This is a genomic window from Novosphingobium sp. LASN5T (genome assembly GCF_003856955.1).
In the GTDB taxonomy this organism is placed as follows: Bacteria; Pseudomonadota; Alphaproteobacteria; order Sphingomonadales; family Sphingomonadaceae; genus Novosphingobium.
In genome coordinates this window covers 15710-37372 of sequence record NZ_RQSI01000028.1, presented here as the reverse complement: position 1 = coordinate 37372, position 21663 = coordinate 15710, and the positions used below count along the sequence as shown (strand labels likewise).

15 protein-coding genes are annotated in these 21663 nt (G+C 67.4%); 10 read left to right on the top strand and 5 right to left on the bottom strand.

From position 1 onward, the window contains the following. The first annotated feature begins 45 nt into the window (after nt 1-45). From EH199_RS16815 to EH199_RS16775, 9 genes are all read left to right on the top strand, one after another. Nucleotides 46-486, top strand: coding sequence for a RidA family protein (locus tag EH199_RS16815; RefSeq protein ID WP_124810421.1), 441 nt, complete (start codon nt 46-48; stop codon nt 484-486). A gap of 403 nt (nt 487-889) precedes the next feature. Then, entirely contained in the window at nt 890-3163 is a 2274-nt protein-coding gene (locus EH199_RS16810) for a TonB-dependent receptor (RefSeq protein ID WP_124810420.1), read from the top strand. Between the two features lie 102 nt (nt 3164-3265). Then, nucleotides 3266-5161 (top strand): glycoside hydrolase family 2 protein, encoded by a 1896-nt coding sequence (locus EH199_RS16805; protein ID WP_124810419.1) that lies wholly within the window; start codon nt 3266-3268, stop codon nt 5159-5161. Further along, nucleotides 5162-6067: a sugar kinase gene (locus EH199_RS16800; protein ID WP_124810418.1), complete on the top strand. Its 906-nt coding sequence runs from the start codon at nt 5162-5164 to the stop codon at nt 6065-6067. 67 nt (nt 6068-6134) lie between these two features. Continuing rightward, the gene (gene glpD, locus EH199_RS16795) at nt 6135-7694 is read left to right on the top strand and encodes a glycerol-3-phosphate dehydrogenase (protein ID WP_124810417.1); all 1560 of its coding nucleotides are present in this window, start codon (nt 6135-6137) and stop codon (nt 7692-7694) included. Further along, entirely contained in the window at nt 7694-9172 is a 1479-nt protein-coding gene (glpK, locus tag EH199_RS16790; protein WP_124810416.1) for a glycerol kinase GlpK, read from the top strand. Before glpD ends, glpK begins: the two co-directional genes overlap by 1 nt. 19 nt (nt 9173-9191) lie before the next feature. Further along, complete coding sequence (locus tag EH199_RS16785) at nt 9192-10127, top strand: alpha/beta hydrolase (protein ID WP_124810415.1); 936 nt, start codon at nt 9192-9194, stop codon at nt 10125-10127. 67 nt (nt 10128-10194) lie between these two features. Continuing rightward, nucleotides 10195-10875, top strand: a complete 681-nt coding sequence (locus EH199_RS16780; protein WP_124810414.1) for a DUF969 domain-containing protein — start codon at nt 10195-10197, stop codon at nt 10873-10875. Continuing rightward, on the top strand, nt 10872-11816 hold the full coding sequence (locus EH199_RS16775; RefSeq protein ID WP_124810413.1) for a DUF979 domain-containing protein: 945 nt from the start codon (nt 10872-10874) through the stop codon (nt 11814-11816). Before EH199_RS16780 ends, EH199_RS16775 begins: the two co-directional genes overlap by 4 nt. 17 nt (nt 11817-11833) lie before the next feature. Here the strand turns inward: EH199_RS16775 and EH199_RS16770 are convergent, their stop codons facing one another. After that, the gene (locus EH199_RS16770) at nt 11834-13435 is read right to left on the bottom strand and encodes a sulfotransferase (protein WP_223806736.1); all 1602 of its coding nucleotides are present in this window, start codon (nt 13433-13435) and stop codon (nt 11834-11836) included. Between the two features lie 3 nt (nt 13436-13438). After that, nucleotides 13439-14332, bottom strand: a complete 894-nt coding sequence (locus EH199_RS16765) for a sterol desaturase family protein (RefSeq protein ID WP_124810412.1) — start codon at nt 14330-14332, stop codon at nt 13439-13441. Nucleotides 14333-14568: 236 nt separating this feature from the next. On the opposite strand from EH199_RS16765, the gene EH199_RS16760 reads away from it, so the two are divergent. Continuing rightward, nucleotides 14569-15495 (top strand): YncE family protein, encoded by a 927-nt coding sequence (locus tag EH199_RS16760; protein ID WP_124810411.1) that lies wholly within the window; start codon nt 14569-14571, stop codon nt 15493-15495. A 153-nt stretch (nt 15496-15648) separates the two neighbouring features. Here EH199_RS16760 and atzF read toward each other — a convergent pair whose 3' ends face one another. From atzF to EH199_RS16745, 3 genes are read right to left on the bottom strand one after another with little or no spacing between them, the layout of a single operon-like run. Beyond that, nucleotides 15649-17418, bottom strand: a complete 1770-nt coding sequence (atzF, locus tag EH199_RS16755) for an allophanate hydrolase (RefSeq protein WP_124810410.1) — start codon at nt 17416-17418, stop codon at nt 15649-15651. Continuing rightward, nucleotides 17415-21017 carry an urea carboxylase gene (uca, locus tag EH199_RS16750; protein ID WP_124810409.1) on the bottom strand — a complete coding sequence of 1201 codons (3603 nt, stop codon included), beginning with the start codon at nt 21015-21017 and terminating at the stop codon, nt 17415-17417. Before uca ends, atzF begins: the two co-directional genes overlap by 4 nt. Further along, on the bottom strand, nt 21014-21649 hold the full coding sequence (locus tag EH199_RS16745) for an urea amidolyase associated protein UAAP2 (RefSeq protein ID WP_124810408.1): 636 nt from the start codon (nt 21647-21649) through the stop codon (nt 21014-21016). Before EH199_RS16745 ends, uca begins: the two co-directional genes overlap by 4 nt. Nucleotides 21650-21663 lie beyond the last annotated feature (14 nt).

Here is a 21663-nt window from a genome sequence, read left to right as displayed (position 1 = left end):
CCGCCGTGCGGGAATCCCTTGGCCCGCGAAAACAAGGAAGCTGCGATGCGCCGTTTCACAATGCACGCGATAGGGTTGAGCCTGCTCGCGCCGATGGCCACCGCCGATGCCGCGCCCGCCCGCCATGTGCCGGCGGCTGTAGGCTTTCCGTTTTCCAAGGCGGTGGCGGTCGATGGAATTCTGTATCTCTCGGGCGAGATCGGAACGGGGCCGGACGGGAAGCTGGTGCAAGGTTTCGACGCGCAGGTGCGCCAGACGATGGACAACATCGTCGCCACGCTCGCGCGGGAGGGATTGAACACCGACGACGTGTTCAAGTGCACGGTCTATCTTGCCGACATGAGCCAGTGGAGCGCGTTCAACCGCATCTACGTGTCCTACTTCAAACCCGGTCGTTTGCCCGCGCGAAGCGCATTGGGCGTGAACGGTCTCGCGATGGGCGCGGTGACCGAGGTCGAATGCTGGGCCACGTTGCCCCGGAAGTAACCCGCTCCGAATCCGTCCTGGCCGCACTTTCCGCGTTGCCGCAAGCCATGCGGTGCGTCCTGCTCGTCACCGGAATTATTGGACAGGCCAATTTGGCATTTCCCGGGAAGGTTATTGCTCTGGCCCAGCCAACGAGCGGCGGGTGGCGGATTTTTTGCCGCGCCACGGTGAGCCTTCGGCCGTCCGAGGCTTCGTTTTCCGGGCGTTGCGATAGCGGCTATGATCCATAAATATATCGCTATATCAATGCCATGACGGGTTGTGCGGCCAATTCCCTGTAAGGAGGAATGACCAAAGTTGTCAAAATCTGCGAAGAACGGCTTGTATCTGGTAAGGCCATTTGATAGGAGGCCGATGCTTCACGGGCGAAGAACCCGTGCTTCTACTTCCAGGGAGAATGGAGATGACCTGTTTCCGCAATTCCGTTTGCCTCGGTGCGCTGGCTGCCGCGACGGCAGCGTTGGCGCAGCCGGCCATTGCGCAGAACGCGGCGCAGGATCAGGCATCTGCGAAGTCCGATTCCGGGGCTGATTCCGCGGCACCCGGCGAGATCATTGTCACCGCGCAGAAGCGCGCGGAAAACGTGCAGAGCGTTCCTCTCGCCGTTTCGGTGGTCGGGCCGACCCAGCTCAAGGCCGCCGGCGTCACGCAGTTCCAGGATCTGGGCAAGATCGCGCCCTCGCTGACGATCCGCCCCGCCGAACACCCCGCCAACGCCAACGTCTCGCTGCGCGGCGTCGGCACCTTCGCCTTCGGCATCGGCGTGGAGCCGAGTGTGGCCGTGCTCGTCGACGAAGTGCCGCTGGCCTTTCAGGCCCGCGCCTTCACCGATCTGCCCGACGTGGAACGCATCGAAGTGCTGCGCGGGCCGCAGAGCACGCTTTACGGCAAGTCGGCCTCGGCGGGTCTGATCAACATCATCACGCGTGAGCCGACCGACACCTTCCACGCCCGCGCCAATATCCTGGCCACCACCGATTCCGAAGTGGGCGGCAACGTGAGCATCTCCGGACCGCTTGCCCAGGATCTCGGCTATGTGCTCTCGGCCAGCTATTCGAAGTGGGATGGCAACGTCCACAACCTGTACAACGGCAAGACCGTGAACGGTCGCGAAACGGTGAACCTGCGCGGCAAGATCCGTTACGAGCCCAGCTCCGACGTCAAGATCACGCTGTCGGGCAACTACGTGAACGGCACCACCACCGTCGGCCGTCCGTTCATCCGCATGGCGCCCGGCGCGCTGCTGCGCAACACCGCCGGCCAGACCGTGGGCGTGACGATGCCCGGCGTGAACGTGAACCCCGAAAACCAGGACATCAGCAACAACTACGATTCCCGCACCAAGTATTACGGCGGCGGCGGATCGCTGCGCGGCGAATTCGGGCTGGGCGACCTGACGCTGATCTCGATCACGTCCTACGACAAGTTCCGCCTGAACGATTACCTTGATCACGACGATACCTCCTCGACGCTGCCGATCGGCAGCAACATCCAGGTCGGCGCGTTCAAATCGCGGCTGTTCACGCAGGAAGTCCGCCTGCTGTCGCCCGGCGACAAGCCGTTCCGCTACACGGTCGGCGCCTACTATGCCGATGTACGGTTCGAGCGGCCGTTTTATCGCGGCCCCGCGTTCTCGCCGGCCAACTGGTATGCCACGTCCAAGTCGCGGCAGGTTGCCGGCTTCGTGCAGGCCGACTGGGAATTCATGCCCAAGGCCACGCTGACGGCGGGCGGCCGCGTGCAGAACGAAAAGATCGCCTACACCTTCCAGGACAACCTGGCGGCGGCCGGCAGCCAGTTCTTCAGTGGCGGCGCCTCGAAGACGGCCGGCACCTACCGGATCAGCGCGCGCTATGAATTCACGCCCGACCTGATGGTGTTCGCGACCTATTCGACCGGTTACAAGGGCCAGACCTACGACCTCACCACCGGCTTCAATGCGGCGCGTGCGGCCGCCGGCCCGCTGCTGCCCGAACGCTCGCGCGATATCGAGGTCGGCGCGCGCATGCAGTTCCTCGACCGGCACGTGACGGTGAACCTCACCTACTTCGACACGACCTACAAGAACCTGCAGGCGCAATCGATCGAGACGATCGGCGGCACGCAGAACTTCCGCCTCACCAACGTCGGCAAGCTGGGCACCAAGGGCGTCGAACTCGATACCTCGGCGCGGACGGGCGACCTCTCGCTCAACTGGTCGCTGGCCTATCTCGACGCGAAGTACCTCTCGTACCCGACCGCGCAGTGCTATCCGTTGCAGACGGCCGCGACGGGCTGCATCAGCGGTTCGCCTAACTACCAGAACCTGACCGGCGCGCGCGCCGTGCAGGCGCCGAAGTGGAAGTTCGCGCTCGGCACGGAATACAGCCCGGCGCTGACCGACACCCTGCGCGGCGTGGCCCAGCTCAACTGGCAGTACCAGAGCAGCCTCTACTTCGTGGCGGAAGACCCGCAGACGTTCCAGCCGGCCTATTCGATCGTCAATATCGCGCTGGGCCTGCGCGCCGAGGATCGCCGCTGGGAACTGACCGGGTTCATCAACAACCTGTTCGACAAGCAGTACTACGGGTCGCTGGTGAACACGGCCAGCAACTTCGGCACGGTGCTGGCGACGCAGGCGGTGCTGCCGCGTGACTATCGCCGCTACGGCGGCGTGCGTTTCGGCGTCAATTTCTGACGATCCGGGTCCTCCGGTCGCAACGGTGGGGGCGTCCCTCAGCCCCCACCACCCTTCCGGAGCGCCAATAGACGTATCGGGCGACAAGCGCGGGAGAAGGACATGCGGCAGGTTCGGGTAAAAGCGGGATTGATCGTGGCGGCGCTGGGATGCGCCGTGCCGGCCATGGCGCAGGAAGCACCCGCGGTCCTGCCGCTCAGCACCGTGCAGAACGGGCCGCTGCTCGTTTCGGCCGACATGCGCCAAGGCACCGATCTTTCCGGCCCGTGGCATTATTCGATCGATCCCTATCGTGCGGGGATCGCCGGCTTCCATGGCGAGATGCCCGAGCGCGGGCAGCAGCGTTATGCCGATGTCGATGTCCGCAAGGCCATGGCCGAGGACAACCGCACGCTGTACGAATTCGACATGGCGCATTCGCCCACCGCCGCGCTGCCCGGTTCGTGGCTGGCGCAGACGCCCGAGATGCGCCACTATCAGGGCCTCGTCTGGTATCAGCGCGCGTTCGATGTGCCCGCGCAGCGCAAAGGGCGCACGTTCCTGCGCTTCGGTGCGGCGAACTACACCACCACGGTCTATGTCAACGGCCAGCCGGTGGGCCGGCACGAGGGCGGTTTCACCCCCTTCGCCTTCGATGTGACGAAGCTGCTGCGCGATGGCGCGAACCAGGTGACGATCGGCGTGGATTCGCAGGCGACCGCCACCACCGTCCCTCCGCCGGTGACCGACTGGGAGAACTATGGCGGCGTCACGCGCCCGATCCGCCTGATCACCACGCCCGACACTTACGTGGACGATGCGTGGGTGCGGCTGACGCGTGATGGCCGGATCACGGTCAGCGCGCATCTCGATGGCCCGCAGGCCGCCAACAGCGCGATCCGTCTGCGTATCGGGGAACTGAAGCTGGAGCTGGCCGGCAAGACCGACGCGCATGGAGACTGGCGCGCCACGATGACCGCGCCACGCGCACTGGTGCGCTGGTCGCCCGAAACGCCCCGGCTCTATGACGTGACGATCGCGGCGGGCGAGGATACCTGGCGCGACCGCGTGGGCTTCCGCACCATCGAAACGCGCGGGGCGGACATCCTGCTCAACGGCAAGCCGGTGTTCCTGCGCGGTATCTCGGTGCACGAGGAGGAAATCGGCAGCAATCCGGCGCGCGTGATCACGCCCGATGCGGCGCGGGCCTTGCTGGGCGAGGTCAAGAACGGCTTGCACGGCAATTACGTGCGGCTGGCGCACTATCCGCACAGCGAAGTGATGACCCGTGCGGCGGACGAAATGGGCCTGCTCGTGTGGAGCGAGGTGCCGGTCTACTGGATGGTCGCGTGGTCGAACCCGCAGACGCTGGCGACGGCACGCAACATGCTGGCGGAGAATATCCTCCGCGATCGCAATCGCGCCTCGGTGGCGATCTGGAGCGTCGCCAACGAAACGCCGGTAACGGACGCGCGCAACGTGTTCCTGCGCACGCTGGTCAGCGATGTGCGCCGGCTGGACGATACGCGGCTGGTCAGTGCGGCACTGCTGGTCGATCGCGCGAAGGATGCGGCGGTGCCGACGATGACGCTGGCCGATCCGCTGGCCGATGTTCTCGATGTCATGGCGATCAATACGTACAACGGCTGGTACACCAACGATCGGCTGGCCGATCTGCCGGGCAGCGTCTGGCATGTGCCCGCCAACAAGCCGCTGGTCTTTTCCGAGTTCGGCGCGGATGCCAAGGCGGGCTTTCACGATGGCGGCGCCGGGCAGAAGTTCTCCGAGGAGTTCCAGGCGGAATACTACCGCAAGACCCTGGCCATGGCGGACGAACTGCCCACGCTGCGCGGCATGTCTCCTTGGATCCTCAAGGATTTCCGCTCTCCCCGCCGCCAGAATCCGGATTTCCAGCAAGGCTGGAACCGCAAGGGTCTGATTTCGGAAACCGGCCAGCACAAGATGGCGTTCGACGTCCTGGCGCACTATTATCAGGCCAAAGATCAGGCAGGACGCTGAATGGCCCGGATCGTATGCGTGGGCGAAGCCATGCTCGAACTCTCGCGGCAGGGCGAGGGCTGGGCGCTGGGCTATGGCGGAGACACGCTGAACACTGCGATCCATCTGGCACGCGCCGGGCATGACGTAGCCTATTTCACCGCGCTGGGCAGCGATCCTTTCGCGGATGACTTGCGGCGGCGCTGGGCGGCGGAAGGGCTGGACTGTTCGCTGGCGCTGGCGCACCCGACCCGCCAGACCGGTCTTTATGCGATCAGCACCGACGCGCGGGGCGAACGCAGTTTCGCCTACTGGCGCGATACCAGCGCCGCGCGCGAAATGTTCGCGCTGCCCGGCGCGGCGGCGGCGCTGGAGCAGGTGGAGCGAGCGGACCTCATCCATTTTTCGCTGATTACGCTGGCGATCCTGCCGGCCGAAGCGCGCGAGGCTCTGCTGGCGCTGGCCCGCCGGGTGCGTGCGCGCGACGGCACAGTCTCGTTCGACGGGAACTACCGGCCCCGGTTGTGGAAAGATGCGGCAGAAGCGCGTACCGCGCGCGACAGCGCGATCGCGGTGGCGGATATCGGCCTGCCGACGCTGGACGACGAGATGGCCATGGGGGGCGCAAGCTCCGCACCGGCGGTGTCGGCGCACTGGCAGGCCGCCGGGTGCCGCGAAACCGTGGTCAAGCTGGGCGAGGCGGGGTGCCTGCTGCCCGATGCGACGATCATCGCGCCCGACGCCGTGCTCGATCCGGTCGATACCAGTGGCGCGGGCGATGCGTTCAACGGGGGCTATCTGGCGGAGCGGATGCGCGGCGCCGATCCGCGTGCCGCCGCGCGAGCCGGCCACGCGCTCGCCGGCTGGACGATCATGCGCCCGGGGGCGATCCCGGCGGATACGTTTGCATCCGTGGTGCCCAATTGACGCGGCATTCCCGCATCTTTACGCCTCCAGGCGCTCCGCGCAGCTTCCGGGAACAGGATCGCCTGAAATGACGAAAACAAGCGCATCGCCCGTTTATGACATCGTTGTCGTAGGAGGCGGCATCAACGGTGCCGGCATCGCGCGCGATGCGGCAGGGCGCGGGCTGAACGTCCTGCTGGTGGAGCGCGAGGATCTCGCCTCGCACACCTCGTCGGCCAGCACGAAGCTGATCCATGGCGGGCTGCGTTATCTCGAATACTACGAATTCCGCCTGGTGCGCGAAGCGTTGCAGGAGCGCGAACGCCTGCTGCGGATCGCTCCGCACATCATCTGGCCGCTACGCTTCGTCCTGCCCCGACCCAAGGGCGGCCGGCCCGGCTGGATGATCCGCATCGGGTTGTGGCTCTACGATCACATCGGCGGCAAGCAAAGCCTGCCAAAGTCGGAAGGGGTCTCGCTGCGCGATCCGCGCTGGAGCGATGGGCTCAAGCCCGGCCTGACCAGCGGCTTCGCCTATTCGGACGCATGGGTGGACGATGCGCGGATGGTCGTGCTCAACGCCATGGACGCCGCCGCGCGCGGGGCGACGATCCGGACGGGCGTGGCCATGACCGGGGCGCGGGTGGAAGACGGCCTGTGGCAGGTGGATTTGCGCGAGGAAGCCGGTGGCGCCGCGTCCACCGTGCAGGCGCGTGCCCTCGTCAACGCCGCTGGCCCGTGGGCAGGCAGCCTGCTGCACGACATCGGCGGCGTGGCGCATGAGGGCGGTATCCGGCTGGTCAAGGGCAGCCACATCATCGTGCCGCCGCTCTACAAGGGCGATCACGCGTTCATCCTGCAGAACCCGGACGGACGCATCGTCTTCACCATCCCGTACCAGAAGCGCTTCACGCTGATCGGCACGACGGATGTGCTGGTGGACGAGGCCGAGCGCGCGCGGCCCAGGATCAGCGCCGAGGAAACCGAGTACCTCTGCCACACCGTCAGCGAATACTTCGAGCGGCAGGTTGCGCCGGCCGACGTCATCTCGACCTATTCGGGCGTCCGCCCGCTGTACGACGATGGCGGAGACGACGCCAAGGCGATCACGCGCGACTATGTGCTCAAGCTGGGGCGCGAGGAAGGCCCGCAGCTGCTGAGCGTGTTCGGCGGCAAGCTGACGACGTATCGCCGGCTGGCGGAGCACGCGCTGGAAAAGCTGGCCCCGTTCCTGCCGGCGATGGGGCCGGCATGGACGGGCGCGGGGCCGCTGCCGGGCGGCGACTTGCCCGGAGGCGACTTCGATGCCTTCCTCCAGACCGTGCGCGCGCGCTGGCCGTTCCTGCCCGCCGACACGGCCGAGCGCGTGGCCCATGCCTATGGCACGCGCGTCGAGGAATGGCTGGGCGGTGCGGAGGGCTGGAACGCCCTGGGTGAGGATTTCGGCGCCGGCCTGACCGCTGCAGAAGTGGACTATCTCTGCGCGCACGAATGGGCGCGGACGGCGGAGGACATCCTGTGGCGGCGAACCAAGTTGGGCCTTGTCTGTCCTTCTGATACGGCGGAACGGCTCGCGCTCTATCTGGCAAGGCGCGCGGGACACGAAACGACCGCCGCGCCGGCGGTGGCCAGCGGGGGAGAAGGATAATGGCCGGGCTGATCCTCGCGCTCGATCAGGGCACCACGTCCACGCGGGCGCTGGTGTTCGACGCGGATCGCCGCGTCATTGCCAGCGCGCAGCAGGAATTCCCCCAGCACTACCCGCATCCCGGCTGGGTCGAACACGATGCCGAGGACATCTGGCGCGACACGCTGGCCTGCGCGAAGCTGGCACTGGAGCGCGGCGGGCTTTCGGCGGCGGACATCGCGGCGATCGGCGTTACCAACCAGCGCGAAACCACCGTGCTGTGGGACCGCAAGACGGGCAAGCCGCTGCACAACGCGATCGTCTGGCAGGACCGGCGCACCGCCGAAGTCTGCGCGGTGCTGCGCGATGCGGGCCATGAACCGCTGGTGCAGGAACGCACCGGCCTGCTGCTCGACCCCTATTTCTCGGCGACGAAGCTCGCCTGGCTGCTCGATACCGTGCCCGGCGCGCGTGCGGCGGCCGAAGCGGGCGAACTGGCGTTCGGCACGATCGACACCTTCCTGCTGTGGCGCCTGACCGAAGGGCGTTCGCACAGGACCGACGTGACCAACGCCAGCCGCACGCTGCTCTACGACATCCACCGCCAGCGCTGGTGCCCCGACTTGCTGGCGCTGTTCCGCATTCCGGCGGCGGTCCTTCCCGAAGTCTGCGACAGCGCTTCGGACTTCGGCCATACCGACCTGCTCGGCGCGCGTGTGGCGGTCGGCGGCATGGCGGGGGATCAGCAGGCGGCGCTGGTCGGCCAGTCGTGCTTCGCGCCGGGTCAGGCCAAGATCACCTATGGCACGGGCGGCTTCATGCTGCTCAACACGGGCGACAGGGCGGCGCGGTCGCAGGCGCGGCTGCTCACGACCATTGCCTATCGCGTCGGCGGACAGGCGCGTTACGCGATGGAAGGCTCGATTTTCGTCGCCGGAGCGGCGATCAAGTGGCTGCGCGACAAACTGGGCATCATCGTGGAGGCGCGCCAGACGCAGGAGATGGCCGCACGGCTGCCCGATAACGGCGGCGTCTTCATGGTCCCGGCCTTCGTCGGCCTGGGCGCGCCACACTGGCATACCGAGGCGCGCGGGATGCTGACCGGCATGACCTTCGACACCGGCGCGGCCCATATCGCGCGCGCCGCGCTGGAATCGGTTGCCTTCCAGACGGCCGATCTGGTCGCGGCGATGCAGGCGGACGGGGCGGGCAAGCTTGCCGTCCTGCGCGTCGATGGCGGCATGGCGGCGAACGACTGGTTCTGCCAGTTCCTGGCCGATATTCTCGACATCGTGGTGGAGCGGCCGGCCAACCTCGAAACCACCGCGCTGGGGGCGGCGCTGCTGGCGGGGCACCAGTCCGGCGCCTGGCCCGATGCGCTTTCGGCCGATCCGGGCGCGGAAGGCCTCGTCCGCTTCGCGCCGCGGATGGCGTCGGAAGAACGGGCCGGGCTGATCGGCGGCTGGCAAACGGCCGTGCGCCGGGCCATCAGCGCCTGAGGTAGAGAGGGAGAACCGCATGCGCATTTTCCATCGCGGTTGCATGGCGCTGATGGCGCTGTTGGCTCTGTCCGGCGTGGCGCGGGCCGCCCCGGGCGACTGGGTGCAACAGGTGCAACCCATCGCGATTCCGGCCGACGGCCAGGGCATCGCTCTGCCAGTCACGCTGCCATCGCCGAAGGGCGGGGAAAGCCGCCACGAAGCCTGGGCGCAGCAGGGGCCGGGACAGCGGCTGGTCTATAACGTCAACCGGCCGGAACTGATCGTCGTCCCTCCCGCCCAGGGTGCTGCGCCCGCAGGCGATCAACCGGCGGTGATTCTCGTTCCGGGTGGCGGCTTCGAGTTCCTGTCGATGGACAACGAAGGCTATGGCGTGGCCGAACGGCTCGGCAAGCTGGGCGTGCGCGTGTTTATCCTCAAGTACCGCACGCTGGTTCTGCCCGACAGCATCGACGGCTTCCGCGATGCGCTGGCGAGCACGTTCGCGGGCAAGGGGCCACCGATCGATATCCTGCAGGATCTGCCCTATGCCGTGGCCGATGCGCAGTCCGCCGTGCGCACGGTGCGTGCCCGGGCGAAGGAATGGCATGTCGATCCCCGCCGCGTGGGGCTGCTGGGCTTTTCCGCCGGCGCGATGACGACGCTCGCGATGATGCAGGCCGATGTGCCCGATACCATGCCCGATTTCGCGGGACTGATTTATGGCCCGACCAAGACCGGCCCCGTCCCGCCCCATGCGCCGCCCCTGTTCGCCGCGCTGGCGATGGACGACCGCTTCTTCGGCAAGGACGATCTCGGCCTGATCGATGGCTGGCGCAAATCCGGCGCATCGGTGGAATTCCACCTCTACAGCGGCGGCGGCCACGGCTTCGCCTCGCAGCCTAACGGCACCACCAGCGATGCCTGGTTCAGTCAGTACGCCTTGTGGCTCAAGGCCATGAAGATCGTGCCCTAGGGTCTTGACCCTAGATCCGCGCGGATTGTTTTTGACATAGGCGGCCCGCCAATCGGATACCACGGGCATGTGGGTATTGCTGGGCATCGCCATCATCGTCGCGGGCTTCATGCTCCGCTTCAATCCGCTGCTCGTCATCGTGGCGGCGGCGCTGGCGACGGGACTGGCGGCGGGGCTGAGCCCCGTGGCGATCGTCGCGGCCTTCGGCAAGGCGTTCAACGATACGCGCTACGTCAGCGTCGTGTGGATCGTGCTGCCGGTCATCGGCATGCTCGAAGCCTATGGCCTGCGGGAACGGGCGAGGACGCTGATCGGCGGGTTGCGCGGCGCCACGGCGGGGCGCCTGCTGGCGGGATACCTGCTCCTGCGCCAGGCGACGGCGGCGATCGGGCTGACCTCCGTCGCCGGCCATCCGCAGACCGTGCGGCCGCTGGTGGCCCCCACGGCGCTGGCCGCCGCCGAAGCACAGGCGGGCGATCTGCCGGAAGCGGAGCGCGAGGAAATCAAGGCCTGGGCTGCCGCGACCGACAATGTCGGGCTGTTCTTCGGCGAGGACATCTTCCTGGCGATCGGATCGATCCTGCTGATGAAGGGCCTGCTCGAACAATACGGGATCGTCGTCGAACCCTTCCAGCTTTCGGTCTGGGCCATCCCTACGGCGATCGCCGCCTTCGCGGTCCACGGCTTCCGACTATGGCTGCTGGACCGTCGCCTCGCCCGAACGAAGGGCCGGGAAACGGAGGCATGATCACGCTGCAATGGGTCTATGGACTGGCCGGGGCGGTCTTCGCCGCGTTCGCCGTGCTGGGGCTGCGCGATGCGGGGAACCCCCGGCGGTTCCGGAACGGCGCGTTCTGGGGGCTGATGGCCGCGAGCATGTGGGGCGGCGATCGGTTCGGCGATGTCGGCAACGGGCTGCTCGTGCTGGCGCTGGTGGGCATCGGCGCGCGGGGGCTGGGGCGGAGCGATGCGGGCGAAGTTCCATCGACCACCCTGACCGCGCGCGCGGCGCGCCATGGCAATCGCCTGTTCCTGATCGCGCTGGCCATCCCGTTGACGGCGCTGGCCGGTACGTTGCTGTTCAAGCAGTTTCCCGCGCTGATCGAAAGCAAGCAGGCGACGCTGATCAGCCTTGGGCTGGGCGTGGTGCTGGCCGTGGCGGCCGGTGGCGCGCTGCTGCGCGCGCCTCTCGCGCTGCCCTTGCAACAAGGCAGGCGGCTGATGGACCAGGTCGGCTGGGCCGCGATCCTGCCGCAGATGCTGGCCAGCCTGGGCGCCGTGTTCGCGCTGGCCGGGGTGGGCGAGGCGGTGGGCGGGATCGTCCGTCTTGGCATTCCGGAGGGCAGCCTGATCGGCGCGGTGGTGGCCTTCGGGCTGGGAATGGCGCTGTTCACCATGGTCATGGGCAATGCTTTCGCGGCGTTCCCGGTGATGTTCGCCGCCATCGGCATGCCCTTGCTGATTAGCACTTATCACGGCGATCCGGCGGCGATCAGCGCGATCGGGATGCTCGCCGGCTTCTGCGGTACGCTGATGACCCCGATGGCGGCCAATTTCAATCTGGTGCCCGCCGCGCTGCTGGAACTGCGCGACGAATACGGCGTGATCCGCCGCCAGATCGGCACCGCGCTGCCCTTGCTGGCGATCAACATCGCGTTTCTCTACTGGTTCGCGTTCGCCGCTCGATAGCCCCAAGGGCTGGCGCTTCAGTCGCAGGCGATGCCGGCCTGCTCCAGCCAGGCGCGGGCGGGGCCGAGATGCGCTTCGTAATGGCGCCAGCGCTGCACGGAATCGGCGTTCAGCGGCCGGCGCACCTGTTGCGCGCTGGGCGTTGCCACCGCGCCGCTGGCGGTGTGGAACGACAGGCAGGCATCGTCCCACGGCAGCCCGCAATGATCGAGCAGGCGCCGGGTTTCGCCTTCCTGATCGGCGATCAGGGCTTCGTAGCCGAGTTCGAGCACGGGGCCGGGAAACAGATCCCGCCACAGCGCGACCAGGCCATCGAACAGGGCATAGTACCGCGCCGCATCGACGAGGTCGTATGACCAGCCGTAGTAGGGCGAGGTGGTGGCGAACAGGTTCTTGTAGTTGCTCCACACCGCATCGAGCGGGTGGCGGCGCAGGCAGACGATCCGGGCGTTGGGCAGCGCGCGCGCGATGTGGCCGGCATAGAGGAAGTTGAGCGGGAACTTGTCGACGAAGATTGGCGCTTCGCCGCCGGCGTGCTGGCGCGCGCGGTCGAGATAGGCGCGGCCAAGGTCTTCGGGCCGTGCCGATCGCACGCCCGCGATAGTCTCGGGGTCGAGCACCATGCGCGAAGGGCTCTGCGACAGGCGTTTCAGCGCCAGCGGCATGGCCTGCAACTCGCCAACCGATTCCACCTGCGGGTGGGCCGCCAGGATGCGGTCGACCAGCGTCGTGCCGGTGCGCGGCATGCCCACCACGAAGATCGGCGCGTCGGCCAGCGTGCTTTCACCGGCGAAATAGGCGGGATCGGCAAAGGCCTCACGCAGCGCGGTGGCGTTGTGCTCGTCGCTCTCCATCGAAAAGCCCAGCCGCTTGCGGTGCGCGGCGTTGGCCGTGGAAAGATGGCGGAAGACATCCTCGTGCCGCCCCAGATCCTCGTATTCCTTGGCTGCGGCATAGTGGATGCGCAAGCGTTCGACCGGATCGGGCTGCGCGCCGATGGCCGTCTCCAGCCGCGCGGTGTGGTTCCGCTCCGCCTTCTGTCGCCGCAGACCAGCCAGGCCCAGATGCGCGCGGCCATGGCCCGGATCGTGCGCCAGCATGGCCTCGTACTGCGCTTCGGCATCGTCGGTGCGGCCGAAGAAGCCGTAGCTGCTGGCCAGGTTGAAGCGGAACGTAACGTTCGCGGGCATGGCGGCCACCGCGCGTTCGAACAAGGGCACGGCTGCGCCGTGATCGCCGAGCCGGGCATAAGTGCAGCCGATCGTATCCAGCACCAGCGGATCGTCGGTGGGACAGCGCGCGGCATGGTCGGCGGCGGCGCGGGCTTCGGCTTCCCGCCGCAGCAGGATCAGCAGGCGGGCGTGCTGCGCGGCGTATTCGGCATTGCTGCGCGCCAGTGAAACCGCCCGTTCCACGGCTGGCAGCGCGGCGTTGATCCGCCCGGTTTCGGCCAGCGCCATGGCGAGCAGGAAATGCGCCTCGGGGAGCGCGGCATTCACGCGCAGCGCGGCATCGGCGAGTTGCGCGCAACCCGCCACATCGCCCCGGCGCAGCGCCGCGCGCGCTTGTTGCAGCGAGGCGATGGTGCGATCGGGCGCGGGCGAACGCAGCAGGCTCACCGCTTAGCCGGCGGTAGCCGGGGGATCGTTGCGCCGGGCCTTGATCGCGTCGATCACCGGGCGGAACGGGAACAGGAACTGTTCCCATATCGACAGCCGCTTGCGTTCGTCCTGCCCCACGATGTCCGCTTCGCCTTCGCGATAGGTGCCGAACACGCGATCGATCAGGATCAGCGAATTGGCGTAATTGCAGCGGGTGTCCTCATAGGGCACCGAATGATGCAGGCTGTGGTTGCGGATCGTCGTGAAGAAGAAAGAATAGAACAGCGGCGGATCGGACCGCACATTGGCATGCGCGAACGTGGAAACCACGCCCAGGATGTTCGCCGCGCAGAAGATCGCGGCCAGCGGCAGATCGAACAGCGCCACCACGCTCAGGCTGATCAGGAACAGCTCTATCGGATTGCCGACATATCCCTTCATCGCGTTCAGCTGGGTGATGTGGTGGTGTGGCGCATGGGTGAGCCAGGCCGGATGCCAGTTGTGCATCAGCCGGTGCATCCAATACTGGCCGAACTCGATCAGGAACACGACAAGCGCCACCTGGAGGAGAAAGGGCATGTGCATCGCCCAGTCGGTGGTGATGCCCAGCGATTTCTTGACCGCCTTCAGGGGGTCTTCCGCGAGCGTGTTGGAAACCCACGAGATCGCGGTGTAGCCCAGGACAACATAAAACGTATCGGTCAGGAACTCGCGCTTGTTCAGCCGCCAGCCGGCGTGCCGTTCGAACAGGAACTCCAGCCCCAGAACAATCGCGGTGATGACAAGGCCGGCCGCGATGATGGTCGCCGGATGTTTGGCCAGCGCTTCGGGAATAAAGGCCCAGAACAGCACCACGGCGACGATCATCGCGGGCGGGATCAGGTTGACCAGCGTCTGCTTGAAGTCCTTGCCCATCGTGGTCCTCGGCGGATGGATTTCCGAATGATGCCGGCATGCTATCGATATTACCTATATCGTCAAGCGTAATATTCCGCATTTGCTAACGCGCCCCGCAACGCATCCGATGGCACGCGCGCCCAAAAAGGTATTACATAGCCACATTCTCGTAATAACGGCGTGGACAAGACGGTTGTTTCGGACAATGCTGCAACGCGAAAGCGCATGCGCTGTTTCCTTGAAGGAGAACCGAAATGAACAGGCTCGGGTTGGCGATGGTGGCGCTTGCCGCTCTCTGCGTGGAGCCGCCGGCGGCGCAGGCGCAGGAGGAACAGGTCATCACCGTGCCGGGCTTCGCGGATTTCCTCGCGGTCGATGGCGATACCGTGTGGGCGACCAACAAGGGCAGGGTGGAACAGTGGGCGCGTGGCGGCAAGCGCGCGGAAGTGCCGATGACGCGTCCGTGCGGGGCCATGGCGGTGGCCGATGGCGCGCTGTGGGTCGCCGATTGCAAGGAAGGCGCGCTCAAGCGCATCGACACGCGGACCGCGCAGATCACCGCCACGATCCCGACCGGCATCGCCAATCCGTTCGGCGAGCTGAACGTCGTGGCGGGCGCCGGCTCGATCTGGGTTGCCAGCGACGGCAAGGGCGTGGTCTCGCGCGTCGATCCCGCGACCAACAGCGTGATCGCGACCATACCGGTCGATCCGGGCACGTTCTATCTGGCGTTCGGGCTGGGATCGCTGTGGGCGGTCAGCAGCGCGCAGCAGTCCGTCCAGCGCATCGATCCCGCGACCAACACGGTTGCCGGGAAGACCGCGCTGGGCAAGGAACCCGGCTTCCTCGCCGCCGGCGAAGGCGCGGTGTGGGTGCAGGAGCAAGGCGATGGCACCGTCGCGCGGATCGATCCCGCCACGGGCGCTGTCACCGGCCGCGTCAAGGTGGGCGACAATCTCAAGTACGGCGACATCGATACCGGCGGCGGCAAGGTGTGGCTGCGCACCACCGCCGACCAGGTGTTCGTGGTGATCGACCCGGCGACGCTGGCGATCCGCGCGCGCATGGGCAAGGCTTCGGGCAGCGGCGCGCTGCGCTACACGCGCAAGGGTGTGTGGACGACCTCGCACGACGTGCACACGCTTTCGTGGTGGTCGAAGCCGGGCAAGATCGGGAAGTAGGGGGCTTTTAGCCCTCTCGCCTTCAGGGGAGAGGGTTGGGAGAGGGGGCGCACCGCGCTTGCCCCTCTCAATTTCGGCTAGGCCGTTTCACGACCAAGCCTGCGTATCTCTCCCCTGAAGGGGGGAGAGTGGAAGTGCCAGGTCCGCCCGACCCTAAAGGCTCGCGATATAGGCGCGCCAGCCACCCAGGTGCGTGATGTCGGTGGCCCCGTCGATCGCGCGCGGCTCCGCCACGAAACCCTTAACGCTGCTGCCGTCGGCCAGCGTCACCGTGCCGATCGCGAGCGGGGGCACCACTTCGGCCACGAAGCTGCCGAAGGCGGCGACATCGAGTTCATAGACCTCGACCGCGATCGCCGCCCCATCCGCGTTGTGGATCAGCGCGGGCTTGGGCGGCACACTGTCGGCGATGGCATAGAGCCGGTACGTGGGCGCGGTCTCGAACGCGCCAACGAACGTGGCCTCGCGCGAGGTGAGTTGCCAGTGCAGCGGCATGTCCTTGAGATGGGCGCCGACGACGGCGAGTTTCACGGTCTGCATTCGTCCCTCCAGATCGAGCGGCGGTGGCGGCGGCAAGTCGGCGGCCGCCAGGTAGTCGTTGGCCAGCGTCAAAAGACCCTGATCGGTATCGGCAGGCCCGATCAGGGTGATCCCGAAGCCGGTGGCATTAGCGCGCGCGCCGGCCGGCACGGCCACGGCGGCCATGTCGAGCAGGTTCACGAAGTTGGTATAGGCGCCGAGGTTGCTGTTGAGCGCGATCGGCGCCGCCAGCAGTTCCGCCACGCGATAGGTCGTGCCCGTGGTGGGGAAAGCCAGCACGTCGATGGCGTCCCACATCTGGTCTGCCTGCCGCTTGAGCGCGGCCAGGCGATAGATGCCGTTGAACAGTTCGACCGCCCCGATGTCCCCCCCCGGTTCGACGACCTTGCGCACGGTTTCGTCGATCGCATCGGGATCGCTGGCGAGAAGGCCGGCGATGGCCGCGGTGCGTTCGGCAACCCAGGGGCCGCCATAGAGAAGCTGCGCCGCTTCCTGCAGCGGCGCCGTGTCGATCTCCACGATCTCGCCCAGCGCGCCAAGCTTCTCGAGCGCGCGATTATAGAGATATTCGGATTCGGCATCGCCGAACCACAGGCGCTGTGCCCGGCGCGGTACGCCAATGCGCGTGCGGCCCACTGGGCGATCGGCCAGCGGCTTGGAATAGGGATCGGCGGCATCGAAGCCCGCCACCACGGAATCGATCAGGGCCGCACCGGCGATGTCATCGGTGAACGCGGTGATGCAGTCGATCGTGCGGCACGCCGGAATCAGGCCGCGCGTGCTCCAGCGCCCCTTGCTGGGCTTGAATCCGATGAGATGGTTGAACGCGGCGGGCACGCGGCCCGATCCGGCGGTGTCGGTGCCGAGCGCGAAGGGCACCAGCCCCGCCGCGACGACGACCGCCGAGCCCGAACTCGATCCGCCGCTGACATAGGCGAGGTTGTGTACGTTGCGGGGGATGCCGTAGGGCGTTCGCGTGCCGACGAGGCCGGTGGCGAACTGGTCGAGGTTGGTCTTGCCGACGCAGAGCGCGCCAGCCGCCTTCAGCCGCGCGGCCACGTCCGACGAACTATCGGGACGATAGGTGAAGGCGGGGCAGCCGGCCGTGGTCTCGAACCCGGCGACATCGATGTTGTCCTTCACCGCGAAGGGCACGCCCGCCAGCGGCAATGTTTCGCCCGCCGCGATGCGGGCGTCCACCGCACGCGCGGCTTCGCGCAGCGCCTCGGGATCGGCGCGGCTGATCCAGGCCTGCGGCTGCACCGCATCGTAGGCGGCGATGCGGGCCAGCGTTTCTTCCATCACGGCAAGCGCGCTGGTCTCTCCGCTGTTGACGGCGGCGGCGGTAGCGGCAACGCCGCGCCGGGCGAACGACACGCTCATGCCAGCGGGCTCAGCGCCAGCATCGGCGCACCGGGCAGCAGCGATTGCCGCTCTTCCAGATAGAGCGCGGCCACCGTGCCGGCACCGGGGCTTTCGACCGGGCATTCCATCTTCATCGCCTCGATCACCGCGATCGTGTCCCCGGCTTCCACCGTATCGCCGGGAGCAACGAGCAGCTTCCACACGACGCCGCCGAACGGCGCCTCGATCACATCGGCGCCATCGGGCACCTCGATGGCGACGGCGGGCTCGGCCCCGCCATCGCGATCGGTCAGGTCGGTCACCCGGTCGAACTCGCCGATGCGCTGCCATTCGGCGCGCTCGGCATCGAAGGCCGCCTGCCGCTGTGCCTCGAACGAGGCGATCGTATCGGCGTTGTCGCGCAGGAACGCGCGGTAATCGGCCAGGCGGAACTCCGACTCCTCGACCTGGATGGATCGGCGCCCGCTGGGGAAATCCCGGCGCCAGTCGGCCAGTTCCTCGGCGCTCACCTTGAAGAAGCGGATCTGGTCGAAGAAACGCAGCAGCCACGGCTTGCCGCCCTCGAACGCGTCGGTCTCGCGATGCGTGTTCCAGACCTGGATGGTGCGGCCGAACAGCTGGTATCCGCCCGGCCCTTCCATGCCATAGATGCACATATAGGCCCCGCCGATGCCGACCACGTTGGGCGGGGTCCAGGTGCGCGCCGGGTTGTACTTGGTCGTGACCAGACGGTGCCGGGGATCGACGGGCGTCGCCACCGGCGCGCCGAGATAGACATCGCCCAAGCCCAGCACGAGGTAGCTGGCGTCGAAGATCACCTGCTCGACCGCGTCGGCATCGGGCAGGCCGTTCACGCGGCGGATGAACTCGATGTTGTCCGGGCACCACGGCGCATCATCGCGCACGGCGGCGATGTATTTCTGGATCGTCTCGATCGTGGCGGGATCGCGCCAGCTCAGCGGCAGATGGACGATGCGGGATGGCACCGCGAAGTCCTCCAGATCGCCCAGCCGCTCCTCTGCATCGATCAGCGCGGCCAGCGCCGCGCGCTGGTCCAGCCGCACGCCGTCGAAATGGAACTGGAGCGAGCGGATGCCGGGCACGATGTCGATCACGCCGGGCAGGGCCATCCGTTCCAGCTCCGCCATCAGCGCGTGGACGCGGATGCGCAGTTCGATGTCGAGCACGATCGGGCCGTATTCGACCAGGATGTTGCGGTCGCCCTGCTGGCGATAGACGGTGCGCGGGCGCTCGCCCTTCGCCGGCAGATCGGCCAGGATCGGCGAAAGATCGACGATGGCGCGGGCGGCGGTCGGGGCCGGCACCGTGCCGCTGGCGACGAGCGTACGCTGCGCCGCGTCCGCTTTCATCGCGTCGTCGATCGTCACCGGGCGGAAGCACAGGCGATCGCCCGGCGCGAGCTGCCCGATCTTCCAGCGGTCCGCCGCGATCACCACGAACGGGCAGACGAAACCACCGAGCGAGGGGCCGTCAGGCCCGAGGATGATCGGCATGTCGCCGGTGAAATCGACCGCGCCGATGGCATAGGGATTGTCGTGGATGTTCGACGGGTGCAGCCCGGCCTCGCCACCATCCGCGCGTGCCCACTGCGGCTTGGGGCCAACCAGTCGCACGCCGGTGCGGTTGCTGTTGTAGTGGACCTGCCATTCCGCCGCCAGGATGGTGTCGATGTCCGCGTCTGTGAAGAAGTCCGGCGCGCCGTGCGGGCCATAGAGCACGCGCAGCGTCCATTCCTTCGCCAGATCGGGCAGCGGCGCGGTGGGAAGGGCATCGCCCGTGGCTGCGCCCGCCGGATGCAGCGTATCGCCCGCCAGCAGCCGGCGCGCGGCATGGCCGCCGAACTGGCCCAGCTCGAACGTGCTGCGGCTGTCGAGATAGGGCGGCACGTCCAGCCCGCCGGCGATCAGGATATAGCCGCGCAGCCCGCCGCCGGTGACGCGGCCGAACGCTAATGTCTGCCCCGCCGCGATCTCGATCGCCACGCCGCGTTCGACCGGAACGCCATCGAGGCGGGCCTTGAAGTCCGCCCCCATCAGGCAGATGCGCGCGGGGGCGTTGAACAGCAGGATCGGCCCGGTGATGGTCATTTCCAGCCCGGCCGTGCCTTCGGGATTGCCGAGCAGGCGGTTGCCCAGGCGGAACGACTGGTCGTCCATGGGGCCAGACGGCGGCACGCCGATGGCCCACAGGCCTTGCCGGCCCGGCCAGTCCTGCACCGTGGTTGCGGTGCCGCCGCTGATGACGCGGATGCCGCGCGGACCGAAATTCAGCCCGTCGAGCAGGCGGGTGGAAACATCGCCGGCCACGAACGGGGCCGCGCGCACCACGTCGCGCAGCCAGCGCAAGTTGGTCTCGATCCCGTCGATGCGGCTGGCGTTGAGCGCCTGCTGCATCGCCGTGACCGCCTCGGCCCGCGTGGGGGCGTGGACGATCAGCTTGGCCAGCATCGGATCGTACCACGCGCTGACCGTGGTGCCCGCCATGCACCATGTTTCGGCGCGAATATCCCCGGGGAAACTTACCGCGGTGAGCGTGCCGGATGTCGGGCGATAATCGAGCGCAGGATCTTCGGCATAGAGCCGCACCTGGATGGCATGGCCCTTGGGCTGCGGCGCTGGCGCGTCGAGCATCGCGAAATCGCCCGCAGCGCCCCGGATCATCCATTCGACCAGGTCGATGCCCATGACCTCTTCGGTCACGCCGTGTTCAACCTGCAGCCGTGTGTTCATTTCCAGGAAGAAGAACCGTTCGCGCTCGGCATCGTAGAGGAACTCGACCGTGCCGGCCGACTTGTAGTTCGCGGCCTCGCCCAGCCGGACGGCGGCGGCGATCAGGTCGGCGCGCACGCTGGCGGGCAGGTTGGGCGCCAGCGCTTCTTCCACGACCTTCTGGTTGCGGCGCTGGAGCGAACAGTCGCGCTCGCCCAGGGCCATGATCCGGCCGGCGCCGTCGCCGAAGATCTGCACCTCGATATGGCGCGCGCGGCCGACGTAGCTTTCCAGGAACACGCCGGCATCGCCGAAGTTGCCTTCGCCCAGCCGCGCCACGGCGGCGAAGCCCTGCCGCACCGCGTCATCGTCCTCGCACACGCGCATGCCGATGCCCCCGCCGCCGGCCGTGGCCTTCAGCATGACCGGGTATCCGATCTCGCGCGCGGCCGTGACGGCCTCGTCCTCGTCCTGCAGCAGTTCGGTGCCCGGCGCCAGCGGCACGCCGTGTTCGCGCGCCAGCGCGCGCGCGCTGTGCTTGAGGCCGAAGGTGCGGATGTTGTCGGGGTTCGGGCCGATGAAGGCGATGCCGACAGCCGCGCAAGCCTCGGCAAACTCGGCGTTTTCGGCGAGGAAGCCATAGCCGGGATGGATCGCGCCCGCGCCCGTCGCCTTGGCCGCCGCCAGGATCGCGGCGACGTTGAGATAGCTCTCCGCCGCCGGCGCGGGGCCGATGCACACCGCTTCATCGGCTTGCGAGACATGGAGCGAATCCACATCGGCTTCCGAATAGACGGCGACCGACTTCAGGCCCATGCGGCGCAGGGTGCGGATGATCCGGGTGGCGATGGCGCCCCGGTTCGCGATCAGGACGGTATCGAAGCTCATGCCGCCACGATCATCCGTACCGGCGTCGGGTTGAACGCGTTGCAGGGATTGTTGATCTGCGGACAGTTGGACACGACCACCGTCACGTCCATTTCCGCGCGCAGGTCCACCGTAAGCCCCGGCGCCGAGATACCGTCGACGATGCCGAGCGCGCCGTCGGCCTCGACGGGAACGTTCATGAAGAAGTTGATGTTCGAGACGATGTCGCGCTTGCTGCGCCCTTCGAGAAGGTTCGCCTCAAGGAAGTTCTCGACGCAGGCGTGCTGCGCCTTGGTGTGATGGCCATAGCGCAGGGTATTGGATTCGCACGAACACGCCCCGCCGATGGTGTCGTGGTAATCGACCGAGGTGCCGGTGATGACCATCATCGGCCGCCCCTCGTTCGATCGCAGCACGGTTCCGGCGCGCAGGAACAGGTTACCCTGCGCCGCCACCGTATCCTGCGCGCTGTAGCGTTCGGCATCGTCGGCCGTGGCATAGAGTAGGAAATCGACCGCCTGGTTGCCTTCCAGATCGACGATCCGCAGCGTCTGCCCGGCGGCGACATGGTGCAGCCACGGCGCGCGCGACGGCACGATCTCGTCGTGCACGATGGTGCCGGGAAGCCCGGCGGTATGGGGGTCCACGCTCATGCTGGCGAATTCCT